The organism is Nocardia sp. NPDC019395 (assembly GCF_040632335.1).
Classification (GTDB): domain Bacteria; phylum Actinomycetota; class Actinomycetes; order Mycobacteriales; family Mycobacteriaceae; genus Nocardia.
In genome coordinates this window covers 322010-348928 of record NZ_JBEYBT010000002.1, presented here as the reverse complement: position 1 = coordinate 348928, position 26919 = coordinate 322010, and the positions used below count along the sequence as shown (strand labels likewise).

Here is a 26919-nt window from a genome sequence, read left to right as displayed (position 1 = left end):
TCAATGCTCGTATCGGTTACCATCGGCGCCGACCGGCCTCGTGGGTATTTTCGGTTTCACCTGGGCCGAGGGCGGAGCATTCGCCAGCGGTGCGCTCGGCCGGGCCTTCGGGGGATACGCGGTCTCGGCGCAAGCGCGGCCGCCGGTGCGGAGGCCACCACCGATATCGGCAACGGCGGCTGTCCCGCGCAACTGGCTGATCTGCGGATGCCCGCACAGCACACCGGCTCGATGGGCGCTATGTATCGCGATCTGCCCGGCTATCTGTGCGATGTCTGGCGCAGCTTCGGGGCCGGCCCTCGGAAAGCGCCGCCCACGCCCGAGCTCCGGCAGAGTTGGCCGGAGCCGATGCCGGTATCGCCGGACAGCGCAACGCCGGTCCCGGGCAGGACGGAGACCGGAAGCGCGCAGCGGCAGGTTCCGTCCACGGATTCCGGCACACCGGAGTTCGCGCCACCTCCCGGCACAGCTCCCGCCACCGCGGATCCGCCCCAGCGCAGAGCAAGCCTCGGTGGTATCCGCGGCGGCGCCGGCGCCGAGCCCGCGCCTCTTCCCCTATCGACCAAAGTTCGATACAGTTTGTCTCGTAACTTTGAAACAAACTGTCTCATAGGAGGTGCGGTGCGACCGCCGGATCCGCGAACGGTGCGCAGTCGCGACACCGCTCTGGCATCGGCCCGAGAGCTGTTGATCGAGCGGGGATTGGCCGGCCTGACTCACGGCACCGTCGCCGCGCACAGCGGGATCAGCCGGGCCACGCTCTACCGGCTCTGGCCGGAGCCGGCGGATCTGGTCCGTGCCACGCTGACCTGGCACATCACCCTGGCACGGCCTGAGCCGACCGGCGATCTGCGCGCCGACCTGCGGACCGCATTGGCCGGAACCCGCGCGATGCTGCACGAACCGGCCAGTGAACAGGGGATGCGCGTGATGATCGAAAGGGCCGCTGTCGACCCGAAGCTCGCGGAAGTCAAGGAGGCGCTGTACCGCGCCGGCACGCAGGTGGCGCGCGCGATCCTGGCCGATGCCGTCGCCCGCGCCGAACTGCCGGCGGAGCTCGATATCGACCTCGCCCTCGATCAGCTGCACGGCCCGCTGTTCTTCCGGCGACTGGTCGCCAACCGGACCTTCGACCTCGACTACGTGCACGATATCGTCGACGCCTTCCTGCGCTGCCACTCCACGGAACCCACACACCGGCAAGGAATCTCGTGATATGACTCGGCCGACCGGAGAACTTTCCGTCCCGCGTGTAATCGCCGTAGCGGTCGCACTCATCACGATATTCGGCGCGCTGCTGGCCGATTTCGTCATCCCGGCGAGCGCGGTCCAGCACCTGCGCAACGACGCGTGGCCGCCGCACGCGAAATTTCACGATGCCCAGTACATCGTGATGTCGATTCTGCTCGGTGCGCTCGCGCTCGTACTTCTGATACGACGTGAGGGCGGCACACGGACCCGGATATGGACAGCATGCGCGATCCTGGCCACGCCCTGGCTGGGCTTGTTCGGTGCGATGCTGTTCCCCGGCATCGCGATACAGGACCCCGGATTCGACAACGAGTCGATCATCGGCCTACACCCCCAGATGCTGCTGGCCGCGGTTCTGCTGGCACTGCTGCTCGTCGCCGCACTGTTTTCCGCCCGCCCCGAACACACAGGCCGACCAGACAATTGAGCTCAGGTCCCGCCCCCTGTGCCGGGACGCTGTCCGGCGAACAGGGCGCCGATGAAGGCGTCGACATCGTCACCCGCGACCCGCAGGACAGCGCGGTGGTCGGCGCCCTCGTACGTCCGGTAGTCCACCGGCGAACCGCCGGCACACAGCGATTCGGCGATCCGCTTCGTAATCGGCTCCGCGACGAGAGCGTCCGCGGTGCCCTGGGCAATCATGGCCGGAACGGTCAGGGTGAGGCTATCCGGCTCTTGGCCCGCGAAGTACCCGGCGAGGGCGGCGGTATCCGCACCGGGGGCGAACAGATCGGCGGCCGGGACCGTGGCCGCTACCGCTCTGATCTGATCCATACATCCCGTGCGGGCGGCGCCGAGTAGCGGTCGTGCGGCGTCGCTGATCATCGCGTCGGCCACCAGCGCCGGGGCGGCGGCCTCGGCGCCCAGCAGCAGTACCGGCAGGAACGGCATCGCCGCACGTACTCCGGGGCCACCGGTCGCCATATAGGCGGCGGTATCGCTGGTGCGGCTCCCCGGCGCGTAGGCCACGGCGCCGAGGAGGTCGAGTTCCGGCGCGCGCCGCGCGGCGTCGGCTGCGGTAAAAAGGGCCGCGTGCCCACCCTGACTGTGCCCCGCCACCACCCATTTCTCACCGATCCGGGGGTCGAATTCGCGTGCGGCACGGACGATATCGGTGACGGTGTGTGCGGCACTGACACCGTTCATGTACGGATGGCCGCCCGGGGTGCCCAGCCCTTCGTAGTCTGTGGCGACCACCGCGTATCCGTTCTCCACCCACCGGGCGAGCACGGGGTCGGTGGCGGCGAGGTAATCGTGCGCGGGTCCGCCCGCACTGTCCGCCGAGGGTGCGCAGGCATCACCCACGCCGGTGGTGCCGTGCGCCCAGCTGATGACCGGCCAACCTCCCTCGGGCGGGTCGCCGGCCGGCACGGATACTGTTCCGGAAACCAGTATCGGCTGTCCGGCAGCGGATTCCGACAGATAGGTAATGCGCTCGTGCCGGATCGACCCGGGCTCCGGCAGGTCCGAGCCCGGATCCGCCGGGATCGGTGTCGCGGTGACCAGCGTGCCCGGCGCGGCGTGTTCGGCCGGGGCGGTGTCACCACACCCGGCGGTGAGCAGCACGGAGGTGGCGAGTACTACCGCTGCGTACCAATTCCGGGCGCCTGGGCGGCGAACAGCGGGCATCATGAATTCTCCGATCGAGCACGGGCATTGATTCGATATGGGCAGTGGCACCGGGGCGGGTGATTCGGGGCGTTACCCCGCCTCTGCGGACATCAGCCGTTCGGCGGAGCCGGACAACCAGCCCTGCTCCGGCCGGCTCGTTTTTCTTCGGATGCCGAGACTGATCCGGGGTTCGGGAAACAACGTGCGGGATATCTCCCGGACCGCGCCGGCCACCAGCGGCGCGACCGTATCGAGTCGAGTGGTACGCGCGTCCCCGCACAGGGACACAGCGGCGACCGGCCCCTCGGGACCGCGCACCGCGGCACCGGCGCAGGCGACTCCGTTCACCGATTCACCACGCTCGAAAGCGAGCCCGCAGCGGAGCCGGATCCGGTTGAGTTCGCGGTGCAGATCGGCCGGTTCGGCGATCGTGCGGTCGGTGCACCGGCGCAACGGCCGGCCGTAGAGACCGTCGATCATCTCCGGCTCCAGCCACGCCAGAACGGCTTTCCCGCCGGCGGTGGAGTACGCCGGGGCGCGACCGCCCACCCGGGAGGGCAGCCGCGTGGCGAAGGACCCGCCGATCTTGTCGAGGTACAGGCTGTCGCCACCGTCGAGCACCGTCAGGTGTACCACCAGGTCCGTCCGCAGATGCAGTTCGTGGAGCAGCGGGGCCGCCGCCGCCCGGATCCGGGCGTGCTCGCCGCCGCCCAGGCCGGCCGCGCGGCGGCCCAGGGCATATCCGAACGCTGTGTGCTCGACCCATTCGGACCGCACCAGCTGATGCAGGATGCGGTAGACGGTCGAGCGGGGCAACTGCGCGCGGTAAGCGATCTCTTCGAGCGATATGCGCGCCTGCTGACCGTCGAACGCATCGAGGATCCGGGTCATCCGCTCGATCATCGACGTCGGCGCGTCCGGCGTCCGGCTGTGCGCAGTGGGGACGTTTCCCGAATCAATGATATCCACTGATTTCTCCATATACGCTGCTCAACCGCCTATACACGGCAAGAACTGAAATTCATTCTCGTATCACCGTAGCACCGCGCGCCCACCGCGGAGCGGAAATGAGGAGATGGTTCACCCGGCGGGACCACTTCGACTCGCCCGGGTTCCGGTGCGCGCTCCGCAAGCGCATCCACACCGCCCGCCCGAACACGGGATAAGTGTGGTCCCGCTGAGTGATAATGACCGGTCAGCGGCTCGGCCGGCCGTGAGAAGTTGCCAGCCGATACGCACGCCGAAAGAGAGGCCGGCCACCATGACGACACCTGCCGACGCCCAGCCGCGCCTGACCGAGATCGCGACGCGGCTGACGGGTCCCGGTGGCCGATTCGAGATCGCCGTCGAAGACGTCCTCGGCACACCGATACCGGTGATGCGCCACCGGGCCCGTACGGTCGGCGAACTGGTGGCCGCCTCGCGCGCCTGGGGTGCGCGCGACTACCTCGTGACCGCCGACCGCCGCATCTCGTATGCGCGGCACCTCGACTCGGTCGCCGCCCTGTCGACCGCGCTGCGCGAGAATTTCGGGGTGGCCGAGGGCGATCGCGTCGCGATCCTGGCGGCCAACTGCCCCGAATGGGTTATCGCCTTCTGGGCGACCCAATGTCTGGGCGCCATCAGCGTCGGACTCAACAGCTGGTGGGTACCGCGCGAGATCGAGTACGGGCTACAGCACTGCCGGCCTTCCGTATTGATCGTCGACGCGAAACGCGCCGCCCTGCTGACCGATATCGACACCTCCGATATCACCGTGCTCACCGTCGAGACGGATCTGCCCCGGCTCATCGCCGCGAACTCCGGCGCCGAACTACCCCACGCCGATATCGAAGAGGACGATCCCTCGGTCATCCTCTACACCAGCGGGACCAGCGGCCGGCCCAAAGGTGCACTGCATTCGCACCGCAACCTCCTGGCCGTCGTCGACTACCACCGCTTCTCGGATGCCTTCGCGACCGAACTCGCCGGCCATACCTACGCCGATACCGATCCGAGCCCGCTGCGATATCTGCTGACCTCACCCCTGTTCCATATCGCCAGCCTGCACAACCTGGTCGTACCGCGACTCGCCACGGGTAGCGCGGTGGTGATGTACCAGGGCGCCTTCGAGGCGAACACCGCACTGAGCCTCATCGAACGGGAGCGGGTCACCAACTGGGGTGCGGTGCCGACGATGGCGTCACGGCTGCTCGAGCACGGCGATATCGAGAAATACGATGTGTCGTCGCTCAACGGGTTCGCGCTGGCCTCCGCCCCGTCGTCGATCGCCTTGAAAGACCGGCTCCGGGAAAGGTTCCCGTTCGCCCGCGACGCGCTGGTCGACAGCTACGGCCTCACCGAGTGCAGTACGGCGATCGCGGTCGCGACACCGGCCGATCTGGCACGCGACCCCGGCTCCCTCGGCCGGCCGATCCTCACCGTGAACCTGGAGATACGGGATCCGTTCGGCGAATCCGTACCGGCCGGGGTCGAGGGGGAAGTCTGCGTGCGCAGCCCGTTCGTCATGCTCGGGTACTGGGAGGACGAGGCGGCGACCGCCGCCGCCATCACGCCCGACCGCTGGTTGCGCACCGGCGATTTCGGCGTCCTGGAGAACGGCGCGCTGCGGCTGACCGGTCGCCGTTCCGATCTGATCCTGCGCGGCGGCGAGAACATCTACCCCACCGAGATCGAACAGTGCCTCGACGAACATCCCGCGGTGCGCGAATGCGCCGTGATCGGCGTAGCGCACCCGGATCTGGGCCAGGAGGTGGGAGCGGTGGTCGTCCGGAAACCCGATGCGACGGTCACCGACCGGGACCTGCGGGAATACGCCGCCGAGCGACTGTCCTATTTCAAGGTGCCGACCCACTGGCGGATCACCACGACGGACCTGCCCCGCAATGCGACCGGCAAGGTGATCCGGCGAGGACTGACCATCTGACGTTCACCCCGCAGCGCCACCGGCCGGACGTCCGTCAGCCTGCCGGAGTGAAGGAGTCCGGCCATTCCGCGAGCAGCAGATCGCACAGCTCACGCAGGTCCGACTCCGCGTCGGGAACGGTTATCCGTCCGTTGAGGCAGGACTGGATGATGCCGAACACCGAATGGACCAGTAATCGCAGCAGCGCGGCATCGCGCTCCGTCACCCGTTCGATCCCGGCCGCGTCGTAGAGCAGTTGCCGGAAATTCCGGTCGACCCGGGCCGTATCCGGGACGGCAGCCGCCTTGGCCATGCTGTTGGACTGGATCATCGCGGCCGAGAGCAGAGGCCGGCGCAGCAGCGCCCGGACCACCTGCAGCAACGTATCGTGGACCGCGTCCCTGGCGCTCGACTCCGGACGTGTTCTACGCGCGAACTTCTCCCGCATCCGATCGATCTGATCCAGCATGACCGCCACGAACAGATGAGTTTTCGACGGAAAATAGCGGTACAGTGTCGCGACCGCGACACCCGCCGATTTCGCCACCTCGTTCATCTGGACTCGTTCGAGTTCGTTCTCGGCCGCGAGTTCCGCGGCGGCCTCGAGTATCCGCCCGACCCGGGCATGCTGCTCGGTGGAACTCGGTGCCGCGGCATCGCGCGCTTCGGCGATTCTCGGCATCGCATTCCTTCCCCTCGTCCGCCTCTCCCAGTTCGCCCAATGCTGCCAGGTTCCCCATCCGGAGACAGCATCATTCCGTTGAGTGAGATCCGCGCCCGCACCCCTGCCCGCACTCTCGACCAGTGAGAACCTGGCCCGATGGCGATCGTCCGGCTCCTAGCGTGGACGCCGATCGCGCGGATCGGCGTCGGCCGTCCGGGTCGGTCGTGCCTACGAAAGGGAGAAGATGTCGCAGGAATTCCACGGCAGGGTCGCATTGGTGACCGGTGGGGCGCGTGGCCAGGGTCGCTCACATGCCCTGGCTTTCGCCGAACGCGGCGCGGATATCGTGATATGCGATCGCTGCGAAGACAGCGACGCACTCGACTACCCCCTTGCTTCCGAGACCGATCTCGCAGAAACCGCAGCAATGATCGAAGCCCTCGGACGGCGGTGCCTGAGCGTCAAAGCCGACACCGCCGACAAAGCCGCCGTGCACGCCCTCGTCCAGCGCGCCGAGCAGGAGCTGGGGTCCGTCGATATCGCGGTAGCGAACGCGGGCGTCACGGGTATCTCGATGCTCGGTGGCCATACCGCCGAACTCTGGGAGGAAGTGATCGCCAGTAATCTCACCGGAGTTTTCAACACCCTGACCGCGGTCGCTCCGGGCATGACCGCCCGGGGCTACGGGCGGATCATCACCACCTCGTCGATGATGGGCCGGACCGCGAGCCCGGCGATGTCCGCCTATGTCGCGTCGAAATGGGGCGTAATCGGCCTGACCAAGGCCGCCGCGGTGGAACTCGCCCCACACGGCATCACGGTCAACTCGATAGCCCCCGGCAATATCGCGACCCCGATGGTCATGAACGACTCCATGTACCGCAAGTTCCGGCCCGACCTCGAGAACCCCACCTGGGAAGATGTCGCCCCTGTCCTCGCCGCGAAAACCCATCTGCTGCCCATTGCCGCGATCGAACCGGAACAGGTCTCACGAATCGTCCTCTTCCTCGCCGCCGAAGAGAGCGCCCACCTCACCGGAATGGTTTTCCCGATCGACGCCGGGGCAGGCGCGGCGAACAGCGCCTGAGACCCCAGCTGTCGGTTCGGTTCAGACGGAGCGCCCACAACCGTTATCGAAGGTGTTCGGTCGTCCGCTTCCCGATCGACGCGCTCAGTGCATCCAGTTCTGCAAGAACGTCCGGAGCCGCCCAGATCCGGTTGCGATTCGAAGCAGACAGGACCTCGAGAACGCCCGCCTCTGTCAACCTGGCCATGGCCTTGTACGTGCTGGATTCGGCGGTGCCGGTAATTTTCTGGGCACCGTCGAAGTTGAGGATCGGCTTGTCGAGAAGTGTGCCGATCAGTACCTCGTCGGCTGAATTCGCGCGTGGCCGCGCGAGCGCACGCCAGCGCGCGGGTAGCTCCGCCAGAGCGCGCGCGGATTCCTGCGCTGCCTCGCTGGAATCGATGGCCGCACGTGCTACGTACTCGACAAATTGGCCGGCTCGGCCTTCTCGATATGCGTCCAGATGCGCGAAATAGCGGGAGGTATCGGCCAGCATCGCTGATGCCAGGGGGACGGTCACACGCGCGGTCAGCCCACGCCGACGCAGAATCGCGCTGATCAGAGCGCGTCCGATGCGACCGTTACCGTCCGTGAACGGGTGGATGGATTCGAATTGCGCATGGGCCAATGCGGCTTGCGCAATGATCGGTAGATCGGACCGGTTGACGAATTCCACGAGGTCACGCATCAATTCCGGCACCATCTCCGGAGGGGGCGGCACGTGTCCGGCGCCGGCGGGCGTGAAGTCGCTGCCACCGATCCAGTTCTGCACGGTCCGTAGCTGCCCGGAATCGCGGGCCGTGTAGTAGTCGGTGGCCATGAGCAGCTGGTGCGCGGTGAGCAAGGTCTCCAGGGTGATCGGCCCGGAACCCGCGGCGTCGACCATGGCGATCAGCGCGCGGACGGCTGCGAGTTGTGATTTCGCCTCGTCGCTGGCTTTCCCGCCTGCCACCGCCTTGCCGAATGCCCGCCATCCGGCGTCGATATGCTCAATTTTCGACGAGGCGACCGACTCACTGCGCAACAAGAAGTCGGCCAGCGGTGCCATATGCTCACCGAAACTCGCTTCGAGCCGGGCCACCGCTATCACCGCTGCCTCGTGCGCACGATCTACCGCACCGATCGTGTTGTATTCGATTCCGGCGATCCTGGGCGGGATGGACACCGTGATGCTGTTCAGGGTGCGGTCCGCCCGGGAACCCTGTCGGCTTCGGGAAGCCCACGGCCGGTCCTCGGAGCGATGCGTCGGCCAGTCCATCCTGTCCTTTCGGCGAAAAAACGACACTGAAGCATCCATAGTGTCGTTTGGGGAGGGTAAATGACACTATAGAGCAGTTCAGTGTCATGAAAACCATCTAAACAACACTAAATAGCCAGCCCCTGTCAAAAATACCGCTCAAACGACACCACGGACCGATTCAGTATCGCGAAAGGAAAGATACGAGTACGCCCGGCCGGATCATCCGGCCGACCAACTCGCCCGCCTGACCTCCTACTTCTGGGCAGTGGCCTACTGGGGCTCAGGACAGGCGGCTGAGGAGCGTCCGGGAGAAATTCACGCGTCGGCGCCCGGCGTCAACCGGATTGACGGGTTGCTGTCGGTCTGGACCCGTGTTCCGGTTTCGGCGGATCTGCGGATGGCGTCGAGCAGACGGTGCATGTGCAGGCCGGTCTCGAAACTCGGGATTGTCTGCTCACCCGTGCGCAGATCCACCGCCAGTTGCGAGTAGAGCGCTGCGACATGACGGGATTCCGTCGGTAGCTCGTCCGCGGATTTCGCGCCCGGTCCGGTGAGGTCCTGCCAGGTACCCCCTGCACCGCGCGAACCGAGCAGCCGCAGATCGCTCATCTGAATCCCACCCGCACCCGATGGCCCGTCGGAGACGAGAGCGAGATCGCCTTCAGTGCCGGAGATCTCGATGCGCGTGCGGCCGTCGGTGAGTTTCGCGTCGTGCATGTGCACAGAGACCACCACGCCTCCTTCCGCTACGCCGCTCAGCAGCAGGTGATCAGGGCTGGTGACCCGAATCGTCTCTTGTGTTTCCGCGATGATGGTGTGCGGGTGGCGTATTGCGAGATCAGCGGACAGTTCAGCGATATCGCCCAACAGGTACTCGACCGGGTCGAGCGTATGCCCACCCACGACCTCCAACAGGCCCGCGCCGTTGTCGATGTCGACGGTGTAGGCCGCCCACTCCGGAATCCGCCCGCCCACTCCCTTACCCCGCGCCGAATACACCGTGGCCGATACCACATTCCCCACATAGCCTTCCGAGAGGAGCGTGCGCGCATGCTCGACCGCGCGCGAGAACCGCGCCTGCAGCCCGACAACGTGATGCCGGCCCGAATTCACGGTCAGCTCTACCAACTCCTCGGCCTCAGCGGTTGTCCGAGTCAGTGGCCATTCCGAGTAGACATGCTTCCCTGCCGCGATCGCTATTCCGATCAACTCCGCATGCGCGGGCACCTTCACCGTGATCACCACCAGATCGACCTCCGGATGCTCGGCCAGAGCCCGTGCATCGCTGAACGCATATGCGGCCCCGAATACCCGCGCGGCTTGCTCCGCGCTTTCGCGCCGGCTGGTTCCCACGGCGGTGAGCTCGAATTCCGGCAATGCCCGTAACGCCGGGATATGCGCCCGAGAGGCCCACCCCCGCTCCGGGCTCGCACCGATGATCCCAACGCGAGTCCTGTCCGACATCCACTACTCCCATCATCAAGCGGACCCGAAAGGTCCGTTTATGAAGTATAGGAAAACGGACCACAGAGGTCCACTTTGCTAATATGCCACGCATGAGCGCTGTCGACCGGCTGTTGTCCGAGGCATCAGACACTCCGCGAGCGGACGCCCGCCGCAATCTCGAACGCCTCATCACCGCCGCCCGCTCCGCGATCGCGGATATCGGTGTAAGCGTCACCGCTCGAGAGATCGCACAGCGCGCCGGTGTCGGCAAGGGAACCTTCTACCGCCGGATCCCGTCCCTCGACGCGCTACTGAAAGCCGTGCTGGAGGAGGTCCTCGGCGAGGCCAGGACCGCCGCCGACCGAGCCCTCGCCGATCCGGACCCATGGCACGGGTTCACCGAGTTCGCCACCGTCTACGTCCGGCTGCGGGCCGAGAGCTGCGGCGTCAACGACGCTCTGGGCGGTGCGGGATCCTGCGATCTCGGCGACACCATCACCGAGCTCGGGGACAGTCTGCGCCGCCTCATCGACCGCACACAGCAGGCAGGGGCCATGCGCGAGGACATCACCTGGTGTGACGTCGCTTTCGCGCTCGCGGGAGTCGCGACGCAGCCGCATACCATCGGCCTGCAAGCCGCACCGGACCAGTGGATCCGAAATTTGCGCATCGTGCTCGACGGACTCGAGTCCCGACGCTGAGCCCTCGCCTACCGAGCGACGGGAGCTGGCGGATCAGCCGAAGACGCACTCTTCTGCCGCGACCCACAGGGTTCGAAGCGAGCGCCCACCTGACCGGAATGGTCTTCCCGATCGACGCCGGGGCAGGCGCGGCGAACAGCGCCTGAAACAGGGCGACGCAGCCGTCACCCCCTGCGATAGCGCGGGCCCCGGCGCCACGCTATCGGCAGGTGACGCGCGATTCAGATGACACCGAGCGCGAGCATCGCGTCGGCGACCTGGATGAATCCGGCGATATTCGCCCCGACGACATAGTTTCCGGGCGAACCGTATTCGGCCGCGGTGGCGAGGGTGCGGTCGTGCACACCGCGCATGATCTCGGCCAGCCGTTGCTCGGTGTACTCGAACGACCACGAATCGCGGGACGCGTTCTGCTGCATCTCCAGGGCACTGGTTGCGACACCGCCCGCATTGGCGGCCTTGCCCGGCGCGAACGCGACCCCGGCGTCACCGAAAACCCGCACCGCCTCCGGGGTGCAGGGCATATTCGCCCCTTCGGCGACCACCGTGCAACCGTTGCGCACCAGCGTGGCCGCATCCCGGCCGTTGAGTTCGTTCTGTGTCGCGCAGGGCAGCGCGATATCGCACGGCGCATCCCAGACCGAACCGTTGTCGACGAACCGGGCCGAAGGACCGCGCTCGTCGGCATAGCACGAGATCCGGGCCCGGCGCTGTTCCTTGACCTCCTTGAGCAGCTCGAAGTCGATACCCGCCGAATCGGCGATATAGCCGCCGGAGTCGGAACAGGCGACCACGGTACCCCCGAGTTGCTGCACCTTCTCGATGGCGTAGAGCGCAACATTTCCGGAGCCGGAAACAACCACTTTCTTACCGTCGAAGCCCTCGCCCCGGGTTCGCAGCAGCTCGTCCACGAAGAAGACGACGCCGTAACCGGTGGCCTCGGTGCGGACCTGCGATCCGCCCCAGGCGATTCCCTTGCCCGTGAGTACACCGGATTCGAAGCGGTTGGTGATGCGCTTGTACTGTCCGAACAGGTAGCCGATTTCCCGTCCGCCGACCCCGATATCACCGGCCGGGACATCGGTGTGTTCGCCGATATGCCGGTAGAGCTCGGTCATGAATGCCTGGCAGAAGCGCATCACCTCCGCGTCGGACCGGCCCTTCGGGTCGAAATCGGATCCGCCTTTGCCCCCGCCGATCGGCATACCGGTCAGCGAATTCTTGAAGCTCTGCTCGAATCCCAGGAATTTCACGATCCCGACGTTCACCGTCGGGTGGAAGCGCAGCCCGCCCTTGTAAGGTCCGAGCGCGGAATTGAACTCCACCCGGAATCCACGGTTGATCTGCACCTGACCGGAGTCGTCCACCCAGGCCACCCGGAAGATGATCTGCCGCTCCGGCTCACACAGGCGCCGGATCACGGCCGCATCGGTGTAGGCGGGATGTTTGGCCACTACCGGGGCGAGACTGTCCAGCACTTCGTGCACGGCCTGATGGAACTCGGTCTCCCCCGCATTGCGGAGCAGCACCTCGTCGTAGATCTCCTGTAGCTCCTCGTGCAGAACGGGCATGGAATCCGGTACCTCCTCATCGTCGATGACCGAGCGCTGATCGACCACCGGGCCGTGTTCGAGCATTCGCATCCGGACACGAGCTCACCGCCGCAAGGTCACCGTTGTGAGCCTAACCATCGGCCCGATTGCTCCTGCCACCTGCCCACACACTGCGCCGGCTCGGATCTGTGCCGGGTAATTTGCGCCACATGTGTCCGGTCATCCGGTTCCGATCCGGTCGCCTCGGCGGGTTGTGCTCCCACCCGAAACGCAAACGCCCGGCCGGATATACCCGGCCGGGCGTCGTCACGACAGTGACGGGACAGAGCGACGGGCGCTCAGCCCTTGTGCTTCTTGACCTCATCGGTCAGCTGCGGGGCGACATTGAACAGGTCGCCGACGATGCCGTAATCGGCGATCTCGAAGATCGGCGCCTCTTCGTCCTTGTTGACCGCGATGATGGTCTTCGAGGTCTGCATACCGGCCCGGTGCTGGATCGCGCCCGAGATACCGAGGGCGACATACAGCTGCGGGGAGACCGTCTTACCGGTCTGGCCGACCTGGAACTGGCCCGGGTAGTAGCCGGAGTCGACCGCGGCACGCGAGGCGCCGACGGCCGCGCCGAGCGAATCCGCCAGCGCCTCGACCACGGAGAAGTTATCGGACGAGCCGACACCGCGGCCACCGGAGACGACGATATTCGCCTCGGTGAGTTCCGGACGGTCACCGGCCACAACGGGCTCGCGGCTGGTGACCTTGACGACGCCTTCTTCCTGCGCCGGGACCTCGACGGTCACCTTCTCGCCGGCGCCGGCCGAGGCAGTGGCCTCGATCGAACCCGGGCGCACCGAGATCACCGGGACATCGCCGGTGGCCTTGGCGTCGACGGTGAAGGCGCCACCGAAGATGCTGTGCAGGGCCGAGCCGTCGGCGTTCACGCCGATGACGTCGACCAGCAGGCCGGACCCGATCCGGGCGGCCAGCCGGCCGGAGACCTCTTTACCCTCGGCGCTCGCCGCGACCAGGACAGCCGCCGGGGAGGCGGATTCGACCAGGCCGGCCAGCACGTCGACCTTGGGGGTGATCAGGTAGTTCTCCACATCATCGGATTCGGCGATGTAGATCTTGGCGGCGCCGGCGGCAGCCAGCGCGTCGGCCAGTTTGTCGGCGGTGCCGGGCGCACCCAGCACCACGGCCGACGGCTCGCCCAGGGTGGCGGCGGCGCTCAGCAGTTCGGTGCTGACCTTCTTGACCGCACCGTCGGCGTGCTCGACGAGCACAAGTACTTCTGCCATTTGTCTCTTCTCCTAGAAGTTGCTGCGGGTGCGGGTCTCAGATGATCTTCTGGCCGACCAGGTACTGGGCGATCTTGGTGCCGCCGTCGCCCTCGTCGGTGATCTTCTCGCCCGCGGTGCGCGGCGGCTTCGGGGTGGACGCGGTGACCGCGGTGCCCGCGTTGGCGACACCCACGGTCGACGGGTCGATGCCCAGGTCTTCCAGAGTGAAGGTCTGAACTTCCTTCTTCTTGGCGGCCATGATGCCCTTGAAGGAGGGGAAGCGCGGCTCGTTGATCTTCTCGGTGACGCTGACGATGGCCGGCAGCGTCGCCTCCAGCTTGAACACGCCCTCGTCGGTTTCGCGCTCGCCGGTGATCTTCTCGCCGTCGACGGTCAGCTTGCGCAGATGCGTGAGCTGCGGGATGCCCAGGTACTCGGCGATAACGGCCGGGACAGCGCCCGAGCGGCCGTCGGTGGCCTCGTTACCGGCGATCACCAGTTCGACGCCCTCCACCTGACCCAGCGCACCGGCCAGAACCCATGCGGTCTGCACCGTATCGGAGCCGTGGATGGCCGGATCGTTGATGTGGATGGCCTTGTCGGCGCCCATGGACAGCGCCTTGCGGATGGCCTCGGTGGCCCGGTCGGGACCGGCGGCCAGCACGGTGACCTCACCACCCTGCGCCTCCTTGATCAGGAGGGCTTCCTCTACGGCGCGCTCGTTGATCTCGTCGAGCACCGCGTCGGCGGCTTCACGGTCGAGGGTGAAGTCACCGTCGGTCAGCTTGCGCTCGGACCAGGTATCGGGCACCTGCTTGATGAGTACGACGATATTCGGCATCGGTCTTCGTCGACCTCCTGTTCTGGTTACCTGTATTGGCGGTCGCACGATCTCCAGCGGCCGTACGTCCATGTGAGTAGCTCAGGCCGAGACATTACCCTACGTTAAGTTACTCGTGGGTAACTTATGTGCAAGGCCTCATCCGGGGCTCCCTGGCAACCCGTGTACCGGGCAGTACCAGTAACCTCGTCGCAATGAGCGAGGCTGTGATTCCCGCCGCACCGGCTGCCCATGACGTACTGGAGCCGCTGCCGTTGACCGGTGAGCGGACGGTGCCGGGTATCGCGGAAGAGAACTACTGGTTCCGGCGGCACGAGATCGTCTACGACCGGCTGCTGTCGCGCTGCGCGGGCAAAGTGGTCCTCGAAGCGGGATCGGGCGAAGGATACGGCGCGAATATGATCGCCGGGGTCGCGACGGCGGTGGTCGGACTGGACTACGACCGCGGCGCCGCGGCACACGTACGCGCGCGGTACCCGCGCGTGCGGATGATCCGCGGCAATCTGGCCGCCCTCCCGCTGCCCGGCGACGTGGTGGACACCGTGGTGAATTTCCAAGTGATCGAACATCTTTGGGATCAGGTGCAGTTCCTGCGCGAATGCCTGCGGGTGCTGCGCCCGGGCGGCGAACTGCTCATCAGCACCCCCAACCGGATCACCTTCTCCCCCGGCCGCGACACCCCGCTGAACCCGTTCCACACCCGCGAACTCAACGCCGCCGAACTGACCGCACTGCTCGAAGAAGCCGGTTTCCGGGTGGAGCTGATGACCGGCGTCCATCACGGCCCGAGCCTGCGAGCCCTGGACGAAAAACACGGCGGCTCCTTTATCGACGCGCAGATCGAGCGGGCCCTGGCCGGTGAACCGTGGCCCGCCGAACTCACCGCCGATGTCGCAGGTATCACCGTCGACGATTTCACGCTGACCCCCGGCGATATCGATGCCAGCCTCGACCTGGTCGCCCGAGCGGTGAAACCGTGAGCGGCAACAACACTGGTGACGCCGTACCGGGACAGTTCACCCTCGTCCTGCACTCGCACCTGCCCTGGCTGGCCCATCACGGCCGCTGGCCGGTCGGTGAGGAATGGCTGTACCAGTCCTGGGCGGCGTCGTATCTGCCCGTGGTCGAGGTACTGCGCACCCTCGCGGCGGAGGGCCGTTCACATCTGCTGACTCTCGGGATAACTCCTGTTCTCGCAGCACAATTGGACGGTCCGCACTCACTGGCGGGTATGCACCACTGGCTGGGCAACTGGCAGTTGCGCGCGGACGAGGCCGCCATGGCCGGCAACCCCGCGCTCGGCCGTCACGAACATCGGCTCGCGGCCGCGGCTCTCGCCGAATTCGAGCAGAACTGGCAGCACGGAGCCGCGCCGGTCTGGCGGCAACTGCTCGACGCGGACGCCATCGAACTACTCGGCGGCCCCCTGGCACACCCCTTCCAGCCACTGCTGGACGAACGACTCCGGGACTTCCAGCTGCGCGAGGGCCTCACCGACGCGCGCCTGCGCTGGGGGCATACCCCGACGGGGCTCTGGGCACCGGAATGCGGGTTCACACCCGGGATGGAAAACGGCTACGCCGCCGCCGGTGTGACGCATTTCATGGTCGACGGCCCCGCCCTGCGCGGCGATACCAGCCTCGGACGGCCGGTGCGGGACTCCCCGGTGGTGGCCTTCGGGCGCGATCTCAACGTCAGCTATCGGGTGTGGTCGCCGAAATCCGGCTACCCCGGCAACGGCGCGTACCGGGACTTCCACCACTACGACCACGCCACCGGACTCAAACCCGCCCGGGTCACCGGGAAAACGGTGGCCGGCCCGGACAAGGCGCCCTACGACCCCGAACTGGCCGCGGCACAGGTCGAACGGGATGTGGCGGATTTCGTCGCGACCGTACGCGAGCGGCTCATCACCGAATCCGAGCGGATCGGGCGTCCCGCCCTGGTGGTCGCGGCCTTCGATACCGAGCTGTACGGGCATTGGTGGCACGAGGGTCCGCAATGGCTGGCCCAGGTGCTGCGCGCGCTCCCGGAAGCGGGGGTCTCCGTCGGAACGCTCGCCGATGCCCGAGAACGCGGGTTCGTCGGCGATCCGGTTCCGCTGTCCGATTCGTCGTGGGGGTCGGGCAAGGACTGGCGGGTCTGGGCCGGCGATCAGGTGCGTGACCTGGTGGAACTGAACGACGATATCGTCCGGCTCGCGCTCGATACGACCGCGAAGATGCGCGCCGCCGCGCCCACCGGCCGCGATCCGGTCGCCGATCAGCTCCTCCGCGAAGCGATCCTCACAGTGTCCAGCGATTGGGCGTTCATGGTCAGCAAGGACTCCGCCGCCGGTTACGCGCGGGACCGCGCGCACCAGCATGCCCACGCCGTCCGGGAGATCGCGGGTGCCGTGGGCGCCGGACAACTCGATCGGGCCCGGGATCTGGCGGCAGGATGGGCTGTGGCCGACGGGATGTTCCCGGCCCTGGACGCGCGTAGGCTACGCGTCACCCCAGCAGAAGGACCGCGATGAAGATCTTGATGGTGTCGTGGGAGTACCCACCGGTGGTCGTCGGCGGGCTGGGCAGACATGTCCACCACCTGGCCACCTCACTGGCTGCGGCCGGACACGAAGTGGTGGTGCTGTCGCGGCGCCCCACCGGTACCAGCCCGGCCACCCATCCCACACATTCGTTCGTCGCCGAGGGCGTTCTGGTGGTCGCGGTCGCCGAGGATCCGCCGGCGTTCGATTTCGGCGAGGATATGCTCGCCTGGACCCTGGCCATGGGGCATGCGATGGTGCGCGCCGGTACCGCCCTGGACAAGCCCGGTATCGGCGAGGGCTGGACTCCCGATGTCGTGCACGCGCACGATTGGCTGGTAGCGCATCCGGCGATCACCCTGGCCGAGTACTACGACGTCCCGCTGGTGTCGACCATTCACGCCACCGAGGCCGGGCGGCACAGCGGCTGGGTCGCGGGCCGGGTCAACCGGCAGGTGCATTCGGTCGAATGGTGGCTGGCCAACGAATCGGACGCGCTCATCACCTGCTCGGCGTCCATGCAGGACGAGGTCGAGCGCCTCTACCGCCCCGACCGGGTCCCGGTGCATGTGATCCGCAACGGAATCGACGTGGGGGCCTGGAGCTTTCGCGCCCGGCCGCCACGCAGCGGGCCGCCGCGACTGCTCTACGTGGGGCGGCTCGAATACGAGAAAGGGATCCAGGACGCGATAGCCGCGCTCCCCCGGATCCGCCGCGCCCACCCCGGGACCACACTCACCATCGCCGGGGTCGGGACCCAATTCGAATGGCTGCGCGAACGTGCCCGTACCCACCGGGTGGCCCGCGCGGTGCATTTCGCGGGTCAGCTGGATCACGCCGAGCTCCTGGGCTGGCTGCACGGCGCGGACGCCATCGTGCTGCCGAGCCGCTACGAACCGTTCGGGATCGTCGCGCTGGAAGCGGCCGCCGCCGGGACACCGCTGGTCACCTCGACCGCGGGCGGGCTCGGTGAGGCCGTGATCGACGGGATCACCGGGGCCTCGTTCGAACCCGCGGATGTGCACGGACTGGTGGAAGCGGCGATCGCTGTACTCGACGATCCGGCCGCCGCCCAGCAGCGCGCCCGCGCCGCCCGGGAACGGCTCACCGAAGATTTCGCCTGGGATGTGGTCGCCGCGGAAACCGCGGGGGTCTACTCGGGGGCCAAACGCCGCGTTCGCACCCCCCTCGGCCGGCCCGAGATCGACCGCCGCCCGCTTCCCGAACGCGATCCCGGCCAGCCGGTCTGAGCACGACGGGGGCCAGCCGGCCCGGGGACTACGGGGTCAGGCCTTCTCGCGGAACGCGAAGATCTCGCCGAGCCGGGTCGCGACCACGACCTCGCCCTCGGAGCCCACAGCGGTCCCGGTCGTGGTGCCCTCCGCGCCGGGGAGCACATCGGAGTCCAGGGTCGCGCCGGTCGCGGTGTCGAACGTGATCAGATTCAGGCCCTCGCCGATGGCGGCGGTGACATATCCGGTGCCGCCGGCCGATTGCACGGGAGCCCCACGCAAGGCGAGATCCTTACGCTCCCAGACCCTTTCGTAGCTGATTCCGGTATCACGGAGAGCCATCAGATAGCCGTCGTCACCCGCGGGCAGGATCAGGCCGTCATCGGAGACCGAGATACCCCGGCGCGGCTCCCAGTCCAGGTGCGCCTCCCATTTCGGCTTACCGTCGACGGTGTTCACCGCCAGCAGACGTTTGCTGTTGTCGCCGATATAGATCGTCGCGCCGTCCGCGGAGAGAGCGGGGTCGGTGGCGCTGCCGTCGACCAGGATTTTACTGCTCCACTCCTGCTCGACCTTGCCGTCGGCATAGCGCAGCGCGACCAGCGAGGCATCGGATTCGCCGGGTTTGCGCACCGTCGCGTAGATCCGGCCCGAGTCGAGGTCCATCGCGGCGATCGTGGCGACCGCGCAGTCCGGACCACCGGTCCGGCAGTCCTCGAGGCCGGCCCCGGCCGGCGGCCAGTCCTGGTTCGGGCTCTGCAGGAAATCGGGGCGCGGCAGCAGCTGCTGGGTGGGGACCATCCGTTTACCGGTCTGCCGTTCCAGCACATCCAGCTGACCCGACTGCGTGATCACCAGGACATGCCCGTCGCCGGTGAACTGCATTCCGGTCGGCACCCCGGCGACCGGGGTCCGCCAGCGCGGCTGACCGAGCTGATTCGCCGATTCCACCGCACTGTCCAAGCCCACATAGACGTTGCTCGCGCCGTCGAGCAGCGTGGGCGAGTAGATCGAATGGGGGCCCAGCGGATTGCAGAAACGCTTACGACCCGTGCGCATCTGGTACGAGAAGATCTCGCAGTCCACATCGGTGCGGGCGGTGAGGAAGATCTGCCCCTCCGACCCCACCGTCAACGGCTGGGAGGTCGGACCACCGACCGGCCGGGACCACCGCAGACTCAAGTCCCGGGACCCGGTGACCTGGGTGTTTCCACTGTTGCGGGCCTCGTGTCCCGCCGCGGGCCAGCCCAGCCCCCGTCCGACCGTGATGTCGTCCACATCGGTACCGCACGCGGTGAGCACACCCACCGCCGCGAGAACCACCGCGAGCCAGGACACGGTCCGTACGCCGCCGCCGATACGCACCTGCTGGTCTCCTCCGTCGTCCAGTCTCCCCGGGCACCTGTGTGTGAGATTAACGGAAGGGTATAGGCCGGGCCCGCGGAGCTCGAAAGTAGGCTGTCCAGCGTAGTGGCCACGGGATACGAGGAGAGATGTCGTGACGAGCATGTGGGGCGCACCGTTGCGCACACGATGGCAGGGTTCCCGGCGACGGGATCCCAGGCAGGCCCGTTTCCTCACCCGCGATTCACTGCGCTGGGTCCTGGCCAACCGGGCCTATACGCCCTGGTACCTGGTGCGCTACTACCGCCTGCTCAAATTCCGGCTGGCCAACCCGCACGTGATCCTGCGCGGCATGGTCTTCCTCGGCAAACGAGTGGAAATCCACGCGACCCCCGGGCTCGGCCGGCTCGAGATCGGCCGCTGGGTCCATATCGGTGACGGTAACGCCGTCCGCTGCCACGAGGGGTCGCTGCGCATCGGCGACAAGGTGGTGTTCGGCAAGGACAACGTGGTCAACACCTACCTCGATATCGAGATCGGGGAATCCACGCTGGTCGCGGACTGGTGCTACATCACCGACTTCGACCACCGGATGGACGACATCACCATGCCGATCAAGGATCAGGGCATTGTGAAGAGCCCGGTGCGGATCGGCCCGGATACCTGGATCGCCGCCAAGGTCACCGTACTGCGCGAAACCCGGGTCGGACGGGGTTGCGTACTGGGCGCGCATGCCGTGGTGAAGGGCGAGATACCGGATTTCAGTATCGCGGTCGGGGCGCCCGCCCGGGTGGTGAAGAACCGGAAATCGACCTGGGAGGCCGGCGCCGCCGAACGCGCGGCTCGGGAGGCCGCGCTCGCCGATATCGAGCGTAAGAAGAACGGGGTCGCGCAGGACGCGTGAACCGGCCGGAGCCGCTGGTGCCCAGCGGACCTACTTCACCGACTCCATCTTCTTCACGATCCGCTGCACGGTGAGCCATGTGCGCGTGGTGATGTCCTTACCGTAGTTCCGGTCCAGCCAGGCCATGAAGTTCGGGGTTCTCGGCGTGGAGTTATCGCTGATGGACAGGAAGGCCCGGGCTTCGGCGTCGTAACCGACAACCTTCGTGAGCGGATCGGACTCGGTGGGCAATTCGACCCGGGGATGCGCCGCATCCTTGAAGAAAGTCGCGGTCAGGTAGGTTTCTCGGCCGTGTGTGTAACCGGCGAAAGGGTCGCGGTCGAGCAGCGCACGGAGTTCCGCGTGATCGCGGATAATCGTTCCGCCCGGAATTCCGAGTTCCGCGTTCAGCGCCTCCTGGATACGATCCTCGAGTTCGGCGCTGGAAGTGGACTCCGCGGCGAACACGATATTGCCGCTCGCCAGTACCGACGCCACCGATCCGAAACCGAGCCCGGTGAACACGCCGCGCAGCTTCTCGTTGCTCATGTTCGGATTGCTGGGCATGATCCCACGTAGCAGCGCCGCATACATCGTCATGGAGGGGACAGTAGCGCGGACGGCCGACACCGGGGCCGAGGAACACCCGGCACCAACGGGCATCCCCGGAACACGGTGCGAGCTGTGGTCAATACCGTCGTCCGGACTCGTAACGCAACGCGGCCAGTTCCTCCGACCACAGCTGTTGAACGATCGGATCGTCCGACCCGGCGATCCGCCCTTCCACCTTCTCTATGCCGGCCCGGATATCTGCCTCGGTCAACCGTCCACCGCCCAGGAGCAGATCTCCGCTCAACTGGCCGTGCCGATAAATCACGGGCTCCCCGTACTTCTCGTCCAGGTGTTCCTTCTGAGCCGTGTAGTGGCTGCTGCCGTAGCCGGCAATGACATCCGAACCGCGGTCGTATTCGGCGTCTATATCGTCCAGTATCGAAGATTCGCGCAGGTCCACTCGGTATCGCACGATCGCGTTCACCGGGTTGCCGGCATCCATCAGATTCGGATTCAGCATATTTTCGACAGGTGCGCCCGGATCGAAGGGTTCACCGAGATACTCTCGATGCCAGGACCGGAAATCGCCGAAGGTCAGGCTCTGCGGGCCGCCGGGCTGCGGCCACTCGCCGGCCTCACGCAGGCGCGCCACCTCCGTGGGCAGCCAATTCTTCAGATTCGCGACTATTTCCTGCTCGGACAAACCGTCTCGCTGGTAATGCCTCACCTGGTTCAGGCACGAGTAGAGATGGTGCAGGGGTTCCCGCTCCCGATCCCAGATCATCACGAATTCAGCCGGGGATATATCACCCCGCTTGCCGATGATCCTGTGGTGGACCGCCAGAGCTTTGATATGCCAGTGGTCCCCTTTTCGAATCGCGTCTTCCAGATTGAGATTCCGTACGTCGGCGTCGCGAATATCGATCGCTTCGTTCAAGGCTGTCTTGGCCCGCCGGTCCGAGTTGTGCGCGAAGATATGGACAGCTCTTCTGATCAGAGGGTATTGACCATCGCGGGGATCACGTACATGCCGCTGAGCGCTATACCAGATCTGTCCCCCACCGGGGGGATCGTAGCGTGCGATTCGCGCAGTGTGCCCGAATATCTCTTCGGCCTTGTTGTCGATCGCCTCGAACCGTGGCCGCCCGGCCGAGAAAATCGGCGCGCGCTCGGTGTATCGCTGCATTTTCGTGGTGATATCCGCAGCGCCTCTGTCCACTGCCCGGATCCTCGATACCCCGCTTTTCTCGGCATCGCGCGACAGCCGGGCAGCATCGCCGGTGATCTCGGCGACACCGCCGATATCCCGATGGAGCAGCTGAGCCATCCGGGGAACAACGCCATCGACAGCCGACACGGCGCGCCGCCATACCTCGTTCAAGCGGCCGGTCACGGTGCACGCTCGCGATCCCACACTGCCAGGTGAGTCCACGCCGCGGTATCTCGTCCGCTACGGAACCGGCCGGGGAAGTGCCTTCGGACTGCGACCACCCTTTCGAAACCTGTCCTGTCCCTCGTACCGGACAAACACCCTATAGGCCGCGCCCACGAAACCATGGGCAGGACTAAACGGGGCTGTGCCCGGCCCCCGCGACGATTTACCCTTCCCGAACGGGATCCCCCGTTCAGGAAGGAATTGCCCATGCGTGACGTTCTCCGAGCCGGTTTGGTCGTAGCGGCGCTGCTGACGGCCCCGGTCGCCACCGCTGCCACATCATCCGCGCTACCGCTCGAACCACAGCCCCGGCCGGCCGTCGAGCAGCAGGTGCCCGCGGATATCGGTGTCGTGTGCACCATGCAGTACCCGCCGAGTCCGCTCTGCTTGTTGTCGTCGTTGTCGGCCTCGGTATCGGGAAGCTGAACACGACCCGACCCGAGAAATTCACCATCGGTAGCAGGCCCGGGTAACTCCTCCCCGGGCCTGTTTCCGGATCATCGCCTTAATACTCGGCACCCGACGCGGCGCACGCCCACCACGCACGATGAAACGTATTTCCCCGTTTCACATTTCGCTTTCCCACCGAGACCGGCAGCAGAATCTACCGAGATTCGTCCGAGTGGTACCGCTGATCGGACCATCCACATGTTCACGCGCGCACCAGAGCCTACGATGGTTCTACTGATCGACATCTTCGACCGGTTCATTCGTCTCGCGGCGGCCGTCCGGGGCACGCCCGCGGTGCCGGGAATCGATATGCCGGAGATCGATGACAGAGCCGGGAGGGGCGATACCTGTGGAAGGCCCGAAACTGCATGGTCTGGAACCGATTACCGGGTTCTTGATCGAGCAGTTGGTGCAGCGACCGGAGGGCCGGAGCCGGCTGCTACCGGCAGTGGTGGCCGTGGGACCACCCGGCAGCGGGAAAACCGTTCTGCTGCAGGCGCTGGCGCAGCGCTGTGCGAAACTCCCGCTCGCCCATATCGATCTGGGTCAGGGCGAGCGGGCCCCCCGGGAAGTTTTCGGTGAACTCGCATTCGAACTCGGCCGGCGTCGGCCGCAATTCGGCCGGATGGCTTTTCCGCAGCTGTGGTTGTGCCTGGTAGCGGTGGGCAGCACCTTGCATATGCAGGATGCCAATCGTCGTGCGGCATTGCAGAACCTGCGCACCGTGGTGTCCAGCGCCCAGCCGATGGAAGCCCGCAGCAAAGGTGTCACCGATATCCTCGACGCCGCGGGGCAGGTACCCGAGGGCCTGTCGCCCTGGGTGGGTATGGCCGTGGAAACCGTGCTGCAGAGTCTCAACCGGCTGAACATCCGGCGTCGGATAAGTCGTGGCCCCCGCCTCACCGGTGACCAGATCCAGCGCGCGGATATGCTCATCGACCTCGCCAAATGGTCGCACGGGGACGAAGAGGCACGCGCCGAGGCCGACGCGATCTTCGGTTTGGCGTTCCTGCACGATCTGCGCCAGGCCTACAGCGGGATGCGCGGGTCGGGGCGGACCCTCAATTCCGTCGTGCTACTGGACAATGCGCATACACCGTCGGGCCGGATGTTCCTGCGCACTCTGCGGGAGGCGCGACGACGCGACGGTTCCGAACCCGATCCGCTGGTGGTCGTGGCGGCCACCGCACAATGGCTCCCGGCGTGGAGCGAATGCTGGCACCGGCCGGGTCTGCACCGGTTCAGCGACGATACCGAACGGCGCGAACCCGAACACCGGACCGGTGGTATCGAATGGCCGGCACCGCGCACCCCGCACGATATCGCCACCGACTGGGCACTCACCGAGAACCCGGCCGCCTCCTGGTATCCGTGGTATCTGCTGGATCTGAGCTGTTTGAGTGTCCAGAGCACGGGGGATATCGCGGCCGAACAGCGGATGCGCTCCGTCCCCCGGGTCGCCGAATTCGTCCGGGCTCTCACCGGCGGGAACGCCGCCGCGACCACCGACGTCATCGCCGCGCTGTGCCACGCCGGTGACGACGACCCGCTCGCCGGCGCGCGCACGGTGCTGACCACGTCTGTGGGCACTGCGCACGATCAGCTCCTCGAACCGCTCGCGGATCCCGGAACCGTCCTGGAGCGAGCCCGCGAGCGGCTGCTGGGCGATTTCCTGGAAACCGAGCGTATGCGCGATCTGGCAACCGCCGCCGCGGGCCGCACTGTGGAGACCCTGTACTTCCCCGAAGTCCTGGATTCCGCCGTACCCGACGGCGAAGCGCTGTTGCAGGAACTACGCAACCGATTGTGGCTCCGGACCCTCGAGGGTGACGACCCGGAGATGGCGCTCGATATCTGGCTGCGCCGCATCCTGCTGTGCGAACTCGCCGAGCGCGAACCCGGCGACCCGCGGGACTGGGACGCCACCCATACCCTCTGCCGCGATCTCTTCCGGCGTAATTTCGACGAGGGCGACGCAGGCGACGAGATCGAGGCCGTATATCACGATCTCGCACTCGGCCGGCTCGGCGACGCCATCGAATACCTGGGCCGGCCGTTCGAACCCGGCCACGTCGAGTTCACCCGGGCCGCGGCCGCCAGCTGGCTGTCCGATCTCGACTTGATCACCTCCGCACCCCGCCGTCCGGACAGCGAAGGCACCCCGTACGAACAGGTCGAGGCGATAGTCCGGGACAACGGCCTCGAACCCGAACACGAACTGGCCTGGTTGATCGCCGCACTCTGGATTTCCAACGACCCCCTCGGCGACCCCCAGCGAACCCTGGATCGCACTATCGAGAACGAGTTCCGGCAATTGGCCCGCGGTCTCGGTCGCGGGGCACTGCTGCTCTACGAACGGGCGGAGAGATATCGATGAGCACCCTGATCCAACCCCCACCACCCGGCTACCGGAAATGGTGGTGGATCCCCGCCGCGATCGTGGTGATCGTATTGGCCGTCGGCGCGGCGATCTGGGTGCCCCCGCTCTTCCGTGACTGCCGTGGGGACGGCATCGACCAGAGCGGACAGGGGAACGAATGCGTCGGTGTCACCGACGGAAGCTCTTCTTTCAACTCGGGAATCGACGAGATCGAGAAGATCCAGCAGAGCATTCTCGCCGAGAACCGCGCCGTAGAAGCCGGCGACGCCCCGTACGTGAGCGTGGTCTTGCTGACGCCGATGACGGTGGGCGACAACGGCGAAGGCATCGGGACGATCTCGGGAATCCGGCATCGGCTCGAAGGCGCGCACCTGGCACAGCTCGCGGCCAACAAACACGACTATTGGGGAGGAAATCCCAAGGTCAGGCTACTGCTGGCGAATCCCGGAAGCGACTTCGGCGAATGGAAGACCGCGGTCGAGAAGATCGAGGAGAAGCGCAAGGACGATAAAATCGTCGCGGTCACAGGGATATCCTTCAGCGTCGAAGAGGCATTCGCGGCCATCGACAGGCTTCACGAGCTGGGGATGCCGGTCATCGGCTCCACCCTCACGACCGGTGACGATCGGCCGAAAGAGGGCGGATTCCTGCAGATTTCGCCACCCGCCACCGAGCACGGGCAGGCCACCGCCGAATTCCTGAACAAAAGCGAAGATCGAATCCTGATCGTCCGTGACGATAATCCGAGAGACCGCTACGGTAGCAGCCTTGCCGAAGGCTTCGAGGCCGCGATCGAGGATCGGGAACGTTTCCTCCCCACCGAGCACTACGATTCCGAGTACGAAGATTTGCCCAACACATTCGGCCTCCTCGTGGACGGTATCTGCCAGAACCCCCCGGACACCATCTATTTCGCGGGCCGAGCCGACGACGCCCTTCCTTTCCTGACTCAGCTCACCCAGCGCGACAGCGTATGCCGAGAGACCCCGATCAGGGTGTTCACCGGTGACGATATGCCGTACTGGCCTCTCACCGAAGACCTCATCCAGGGAGCGCAGGACAGCAAGGTGTCGGTTCATTACACCGGGCTGGTACACCAGGATGTCTGGCAACAGCACCCGGACTGGTTCCACCGAGAATCCCTCGCCATGTTCACGGACGACTGTGCGCCGGAAGAAGTCTGCTACAGAAACTTCTCCAGCGACCCTCCGAACGATTTCGCCGCCGCCATGGAATACGACGCCGTGGTGACAGCGGTCAAGGCGATCCGGCTGGGCAATACGGCCACGGACACCGACGTCACCTCGGAAATGGTGTGGCAGAAATTCAATCGACTGCACGGGGTGTACGGGTTCTGCGGAGCCAGCGGCAAACTCGATTTCGACCCGGCCGCGAACGGACTGCCGGTCCATAAACCCATCCTCGTACTCAAAGCCCCGAACGCCGAGCTGGAATATGTCAAAGGGGGCGAGGACAGCAGGTGTTGAGCGGCCGCCCGTGCAGCCGTGGTGGACGCTGTCGGTACTGGCTCCGCACGAGACGCTCCTCCGGTCTGCCGCGG

The 26919-nt window shown here is 66.3% G+C and carries 24 protein-coding genes; 13 read left to right on the top strand and 11 right to left on the bottom strand.

Annotated elements, in window-relative coordinates:
* The first annotated feature begins 621 nt into the window (after nt 1-621).
* Both ABZ827_RS10350 and ABZ827_RS10345 read left to right on the top strand, forming a co-directional pair.
* Nucleotides 622-1215, top strand: a complete 594-nt coding sequence (locus tag ABZ827_RS10350; protein ID WP_357235472.1) for a TetR/AcrR family transcriptional regulator — start codon at nt 622-624, stop codon at nt 1213-1215.
* Between the two features lies 1 nt (nt 1216).
* The gene (locus tag ABZ827_RS10345) at nt 1217-1678 is read left to right on the top strand and encodes a DUF6640 family protein (protein WP_357235470.1); all 462 of its coding nucleotides are present in this window, start codon (nt 1217-1219) and stop codon (nt 1676-1678) included.
* A 2-nt stretch (nt 1679-1680) separates the two neighbouring features.
* Here ABZ827_RS10345 and ABZ827_RS10340 read toward each other — a convergent pair whose 3' ends face one another.
* Together ABZ827_RS10340 and ABZ827_RS10335 are read right to left on the bottom strand one after the other, a co-directional pair.
* On the bottom strand, nt 1681-2883 hold the full coding sequence (locus ABZ827_RS10340) for a lipase family protein (RefSeq protein WP_357235468.1): 1203 nt from the start codon (nt 2881-2883) through the stop codon (nt 1681-1683).
* 69 nt (nt 2884-2952) lie between these two features.
* Complete coding sequence (locus ABZ827_RS10335) at nt 2953-3765, bottom strand: IclR family transcriptional regulator (protein ID WP_357235926.1); 813 nt, start codon at nt 3763-3765, stop codon at nt 2953-2955.
* A gap of 358 nt (nt 3766-4123) precedes the next feature.
* On the opposite strand from ABZ827_RS10335, the gene ABZ827_RS10330 reads away from it, so the two are divergent.
* Nucleotides 4124-5788 (top strand): class I adenylate-forming enzyme family protein, encoded by a 1665-nt coding sequence (locus tag ABZ827_RS10330; RefSeq protein ID WP_357235465.1) that lies wholly within the window; start codon nt 4124-4126, stop codon nt 5786-5788.
* A 34-nt stretch (nt 5789-5822) separates the two neighbouring features.
* On the opposite strand, the gene ABZ827_RS10325 is transcribed toward ABZ827_RS10330, so the two are convergent.
* A complete protein-coding gene (locus ABZ827_RS10325) occupies nt 5823-6449 on the bottom strand; it encodes a TetR family transcriptional regulator (protein ID WP_357235463.1) in 627 nt (208 codons plus the stop codon).
* 226 nt (nt 6450-6675) lie between these two features.
* Here ABZ827_RS10325 and ABZ827_RS10320 point away from each other — a divergent pair, with 226 nt between their 5' ends.
* Nucleotides 6676-7518, top strand: a complete 843-nt coding sequence (locus ABZ827_RS10320; protein ID WP_357235460.1) for a mycofactocin-coupled SDR family oxidoreductase — start codon at nt 6676-6678, stop codon at nt 7516-7518.
* Between the two features lie 43 nt (nt 7519-7561).
* Here the strand turns inward: ABZ827_RS10320 and ABZ827_RS10315 are convergent, their stop codons facing one another.
* Entirely contained in the window at nt 7562-8755 is a 1194-nt protein-coding gene (locus ABZ827_RS10315) for a Fic family protein (protein WP_357235924.1), read from the bottom strand.
* A gap of 297 nt (nt 8756-9052) precedes the next feature.
* Nucleotides 9053-10201, bottom strand: coding sequence for a Gfo/Idh/MocA family oxidoreductase (locus ABZ827_RS10310; RefSeq protein WP_357235458.1), 1149 nt, complete (start codon nt 10199-10201; stop codon nt 9053-9055).
* 92 nt (nt 10202-10293) lie between these two features.
* On the opposite strand from ABZ827_RS10310, the gene ABZ827_RS10305 reads away from it, so the two are divergent.
* The gene (locus tag ABZ827_RS10305; RefSeq protein WP_357235455.1) at nt 10294-10884 is read left to right on the top strand and encodes a TetR/AcrR family transcriptional regulator; all 591 of its coding nucleotides are present in this window, start codon (nt 10294-10296) and stop codon (nt 10882-10884) included.
* A gap of 221 nt (nt 10885-11105) precedes the next feature.
* Here the strand turns inward: ABZ827_RS10305 and gdhA are convergent, their stop codons facing one another.
* From gdhA to ABZ827_RS10290, 3 genes are all read right to left on the bottom strand, one after another.
* On the bottom strand, nt 11106-12455 hold the full coding sequence (gdhA, locus tag ABZ827_RS10300; RefSeq protein ID WP_357235922.1) for an NADP-specific glutamate dehydrogenase: 1350 nt from the start codon (nt 12453-12455) through the stop codon (nt 11106-11108).
* 320 nt (nt 12456-12775) lie between these two features.
* Nucleotides 12776-13732, bottom strand: coding sequence for an electron transfer flavoprotein subunit alpha/FixB family protein (locus tag ABZ827_RS10295; RefSeq protein ID WP_357235452.1), 957 nt, complete (start codon nt 13730-13732; stop codon nt 12776-12778).
* A 37-nt stretch (nt 13733-13769) separates the two neighbouring features.
* The gene (locus tag ABZ827_RS10290; protein WP_195054856.1) at nt 13770-14555 is read right to left on the bottom strand and encodes an electron transfer flavoprotein subunit beta/FixA family protein; all 786 of its coding nucleotides are present in this window, start codon (nt 14553-14555) and stop codon (nt 13770-13772) included.
* 194 nt (nt 14556-14749) lie between these two features.
* Here ABZ827_RS10290 and ABZ827_RS10285 point away from each other — a divergent pair, with 194 nt between their 5' ends.
* The 3 genes from ABZ827_RS10285 to ABZ827_RS10275 are packed head-to-tail and all read left to right on the top strand — an operon-like array spanning nt 14750 to nt 18332.
* The gene (locus tag ABZ827_RS10285; protein ID WP_357235448.1) at nt 14750-15535 is read left to right on the top strand and encodes a methyltransferase domain-containing protein; all 786 of its coding nucleotides are present in this window, start codon (nt 14750-14752) and stop codon (nt 15533-15535) included.
* Complete coding sequence (locus tag ABZ827_RS10280) at nt 15532-17073, top strand: glycoside hydrolase family 57 protein (RefSeq protein WP_357235445.1); 1542 nt, start codon at nt 15532-15534, stop codon at nt 17071-17073. The genes ABZ827_RS10285 and ABZ827_RS10280 overlap by 4 nt, the downstream gene beginning before the upstream one ends.
* Nucleotides 17070-18332, top strand: coding sequence for a glycosyltransferase family 4 protein (locus ABZ827_RS10275; RefSeq protein WP_357235442.1), 1263 nt, complete (start codon nt 17070-17072; stop codon nt 18330-18332). Before ABZ827_RS10280 ends, ABZ827_RS10275 begins: the two co-directional genes overlap by 4 nt.
* A gap of 36 nt (nt 18333-18368) precedes the next feature.
* Here the strand turns inward: ABZ827_RS10275 and ABZ827_RS10270 are convergent, their stop codons facing one another.
* Entirely contained in the window at nt 18369-19679 is a 1311-nt protein-coding gene (locus ABZ827_RS10270; RefSeq protein ID WP_357235439.1) for a PQQ-binding-like beta-propeller repeat protein, read from the bottom strand.
* Between the two features lie 133 nt (nt 19680-19812).
* Between ABZ827_RS10270 and ABZ827_RS10265 the strand changes: the two genes are divergently transcribed.
* Nucleotides 19813-20562, top strand: coding sequence for an acyltransferase (locus tag ABZ827_RS10265; protein ID WP_357235437.1), 750 nt, complete (start codon nt 19813-19815; stop codon nt 20560-20562).
* 30 nt (nt 20563-20592) lie between these two features.
* On the opposite strand, the gene ABZ827_RS10260 is transcribed toward ABZ827_RS10265, so the two are convergent.
* Nucleotides 20593-21141: a DUF1697 domain-containing protein gene (locus tag ABZ827_RS10260; protein ID WP_357235434.1), complete on the bottom strand. Its 549-nt coding sequence runs from the start codon at nt 21139-21141 to the stop codon at nt 20593-20595.
* 88 nt (nt 21142-21229) lie between these two features.
* Complete coding sequence (locus tag ABZ827_RS10255; RefSeq protein ID WP_357235432.1) at nt 21230-21796, bottom strand: hypothetical protein; 567 nt, start codon at nt 21794-21796, stop codon at nt 21230-21232.
* A gap of 45 nt (nt 21797-21841) precedes the next feature.
* On the opposite strand from ABZ827_RS10255, the gene ABZ827_RS10250 reads away from it, so the two are divergent.
* The 4 genes from ABZ827_RS10250 (at nt 21842) to ABZ827_RS10235 (ending at nt 26845) form a co-directional block, all read left to right on the top strand.
* Entirely contained in the window at nt 21842-22519 is a 678-nt protein-coding gene (locus ABZ827_RS10250) for a hypothetical protein (protein ID WP_357235430.1), read from the top strand.
* A 216-nt stretch (nt 22520-22735) separates the two neighbouring features.
* Nucleotides 22736-22954 carry a hypothetical protein gene (locus ABZ827_RS10245; RefSeq protein WP_357235427.1) on the top strand — a complete coding sequence of 73 codons (219 nt, stop codon included), beginning with the start codon at nt 22736-22738 and terminating at the stop codon, nt 22952-22954.
* A 346-nt stretch (nt 22955-23300) separates the two neighbouring features.
* A complete protein-coding gene (locus ABZ827_RS10240) occupies nt 23301-25355 on the top strand; it encodes a hypothetical protein (protein ID WP_357235424.1) in 2055 nt (684 codons plus the stop codon).
* Entirely contained in the window at nt 25352-26845 is a 1494-nt protein-coding gene (locus tag ABZ827_RS10235) for a hypothetical protein (RefSeq protein WP_357235421.1), read from the top strand. Before ABZ827_RS10240 ends, ABZ827_RS10235 begins: the two co-directional genes overlap by 4 nt.
* The last annotated feature ends 74 nt before the right edge of the window (nt 26846-26919 follow it).

Bases quoted from the DNA above. Each gene is read 5' to 3' on its own strand.
- ABZ827_RS10345 (WP_357235470.1), top strand. From the start codon at position 1,217: ATGACTCGGCCGACCGGAGAACTTTCCGTCCCGCGTGTAATCGCCGTA.
- ABZ827_RS10340 (WP_357235468.1), bottom strand. From the start codon at position 2,883: ATGATGCCCGCTGTTCGCCGCCCAGGCGCCCGGAATTGGTACGCAGCG.
- ABZ827_RS10335 (WP_357235926.1), bottom strand. From the start codon at position 3,765: ATGATCGAGCGGATGACCCGGATCCTCGATGCGTTCGACGGTCAGCAG.
- ABZ827_RS10330 (WP_357235465.1), top strand. From the start codon at position 4,124: ATGACGACACCTGCCGACGCCCAGCCGCGCCTGACCGAGATCGCGACG.
- ABZ827_RS10325 (WP_357235463.1), bottom strand. From the start codon at position 6,449: ATGCCGAGAATCGCCGAAGCGCGCGATGCCGCGGCACCGAGTTCCACC.
- ABZ827_RS10320 (WP_357235460.1), top strand. From the start codon at position 6,676: ATGTCGCAGGAATTCCACGGCAGGGTCGCATTGGTGACCGGTGGGGCG.
- ABZ827_RS10315 (WP_357235924.1), bottom strand. From the start codon at position 8,755: ATGGACTGGCCGACGCATCGCTCCGAGGACCGGCCGTGGGCTTCCCGA.
- ABZ827_RS10310 (WP_357235458.1), bottom strand. From the start codon at position 10,201: ATGTCGGACAGGACTCGCGTTGGGATCATCGGTGCGAGCCCGGAGCGG.
- ABZ827_RS10305 (WP_357235455.1), top strand. From the start codon at position 10,294: ATGAGCGCTGTCGACCGGCTGTTGTCCGAGGCATCAGACACTCCGCGA.
- gdhA (WP_357235922.1), bottom strand. From the start codon at position 12,455: ATGCCCGTTCTGCACGAGGAGCTACAGGAGATCTACGACGAGGTGCTG.
- ABZ827_RS10295 (WP_357235452.1), bottom strand. From the start codon at position 13,732: ATGGCAGAAGTACTTGTGCTCGTCGAGCACGCCGACGGTGCGGTCAAG.
- ABZ827_RS10290 (WP_195054856.1), bottom strand. From the start codon at position 14,555: ATGCCGAATATCGTCGTACTCATCAAGCAGGTGCCCGATACCTGGTCC.
- ABZ827_RS10285 (WP_357235448.1), top strand. From the start codon at position 14,750: ATGAGCGAGGCTGTGATTCCCGCCGCACCGGCTGCCCATGACGTACTG.
- ABZ827_RS10275 (WP_357235442.1), top strand. From the start codon at position 17,070: ATGAAGATCTTGATGGTGTCGTGGGAGTACCCACCGGTGGTCGTCGGC.
- ABZ827_RS10260 (WP_357235434.1), bottom strand. From the start codon at position 21,141: ATGACGATGTATGCGGCGCTGCTACGTGGGATCATGCCCAGCAATCCG.
- ABZ827_RS10250 (WP_357235430.1), top strand. From the start codon at position 21,842: ATGGTGCAGGGGTTCCCGCTCCCGATCCCAGATCATCACGAATTCAGC.
- ABZ827_RS10245 (WP_357235427.1), top strand. From the start codon at position 22,736: ATGCGTGACGTTCTCCGAGCCGGTTTGGTCGTAGCGGCGCTGCTGACG.
- ABZ827_RS10240 (WP_357235424.1), top strand. From the start codon at position 23,301: ATGACAGAGCCGGGAGGGGCGATACCTGTGGAAGGCCCGAAACTGCAT.
- ABZ827_RS10235 (WP_357235421.1), top strand. From the start codon at position 25,352: ATGAGCACCCTGATCCAACCCCCACCACCCGGCTACCGGAAATGGTGG.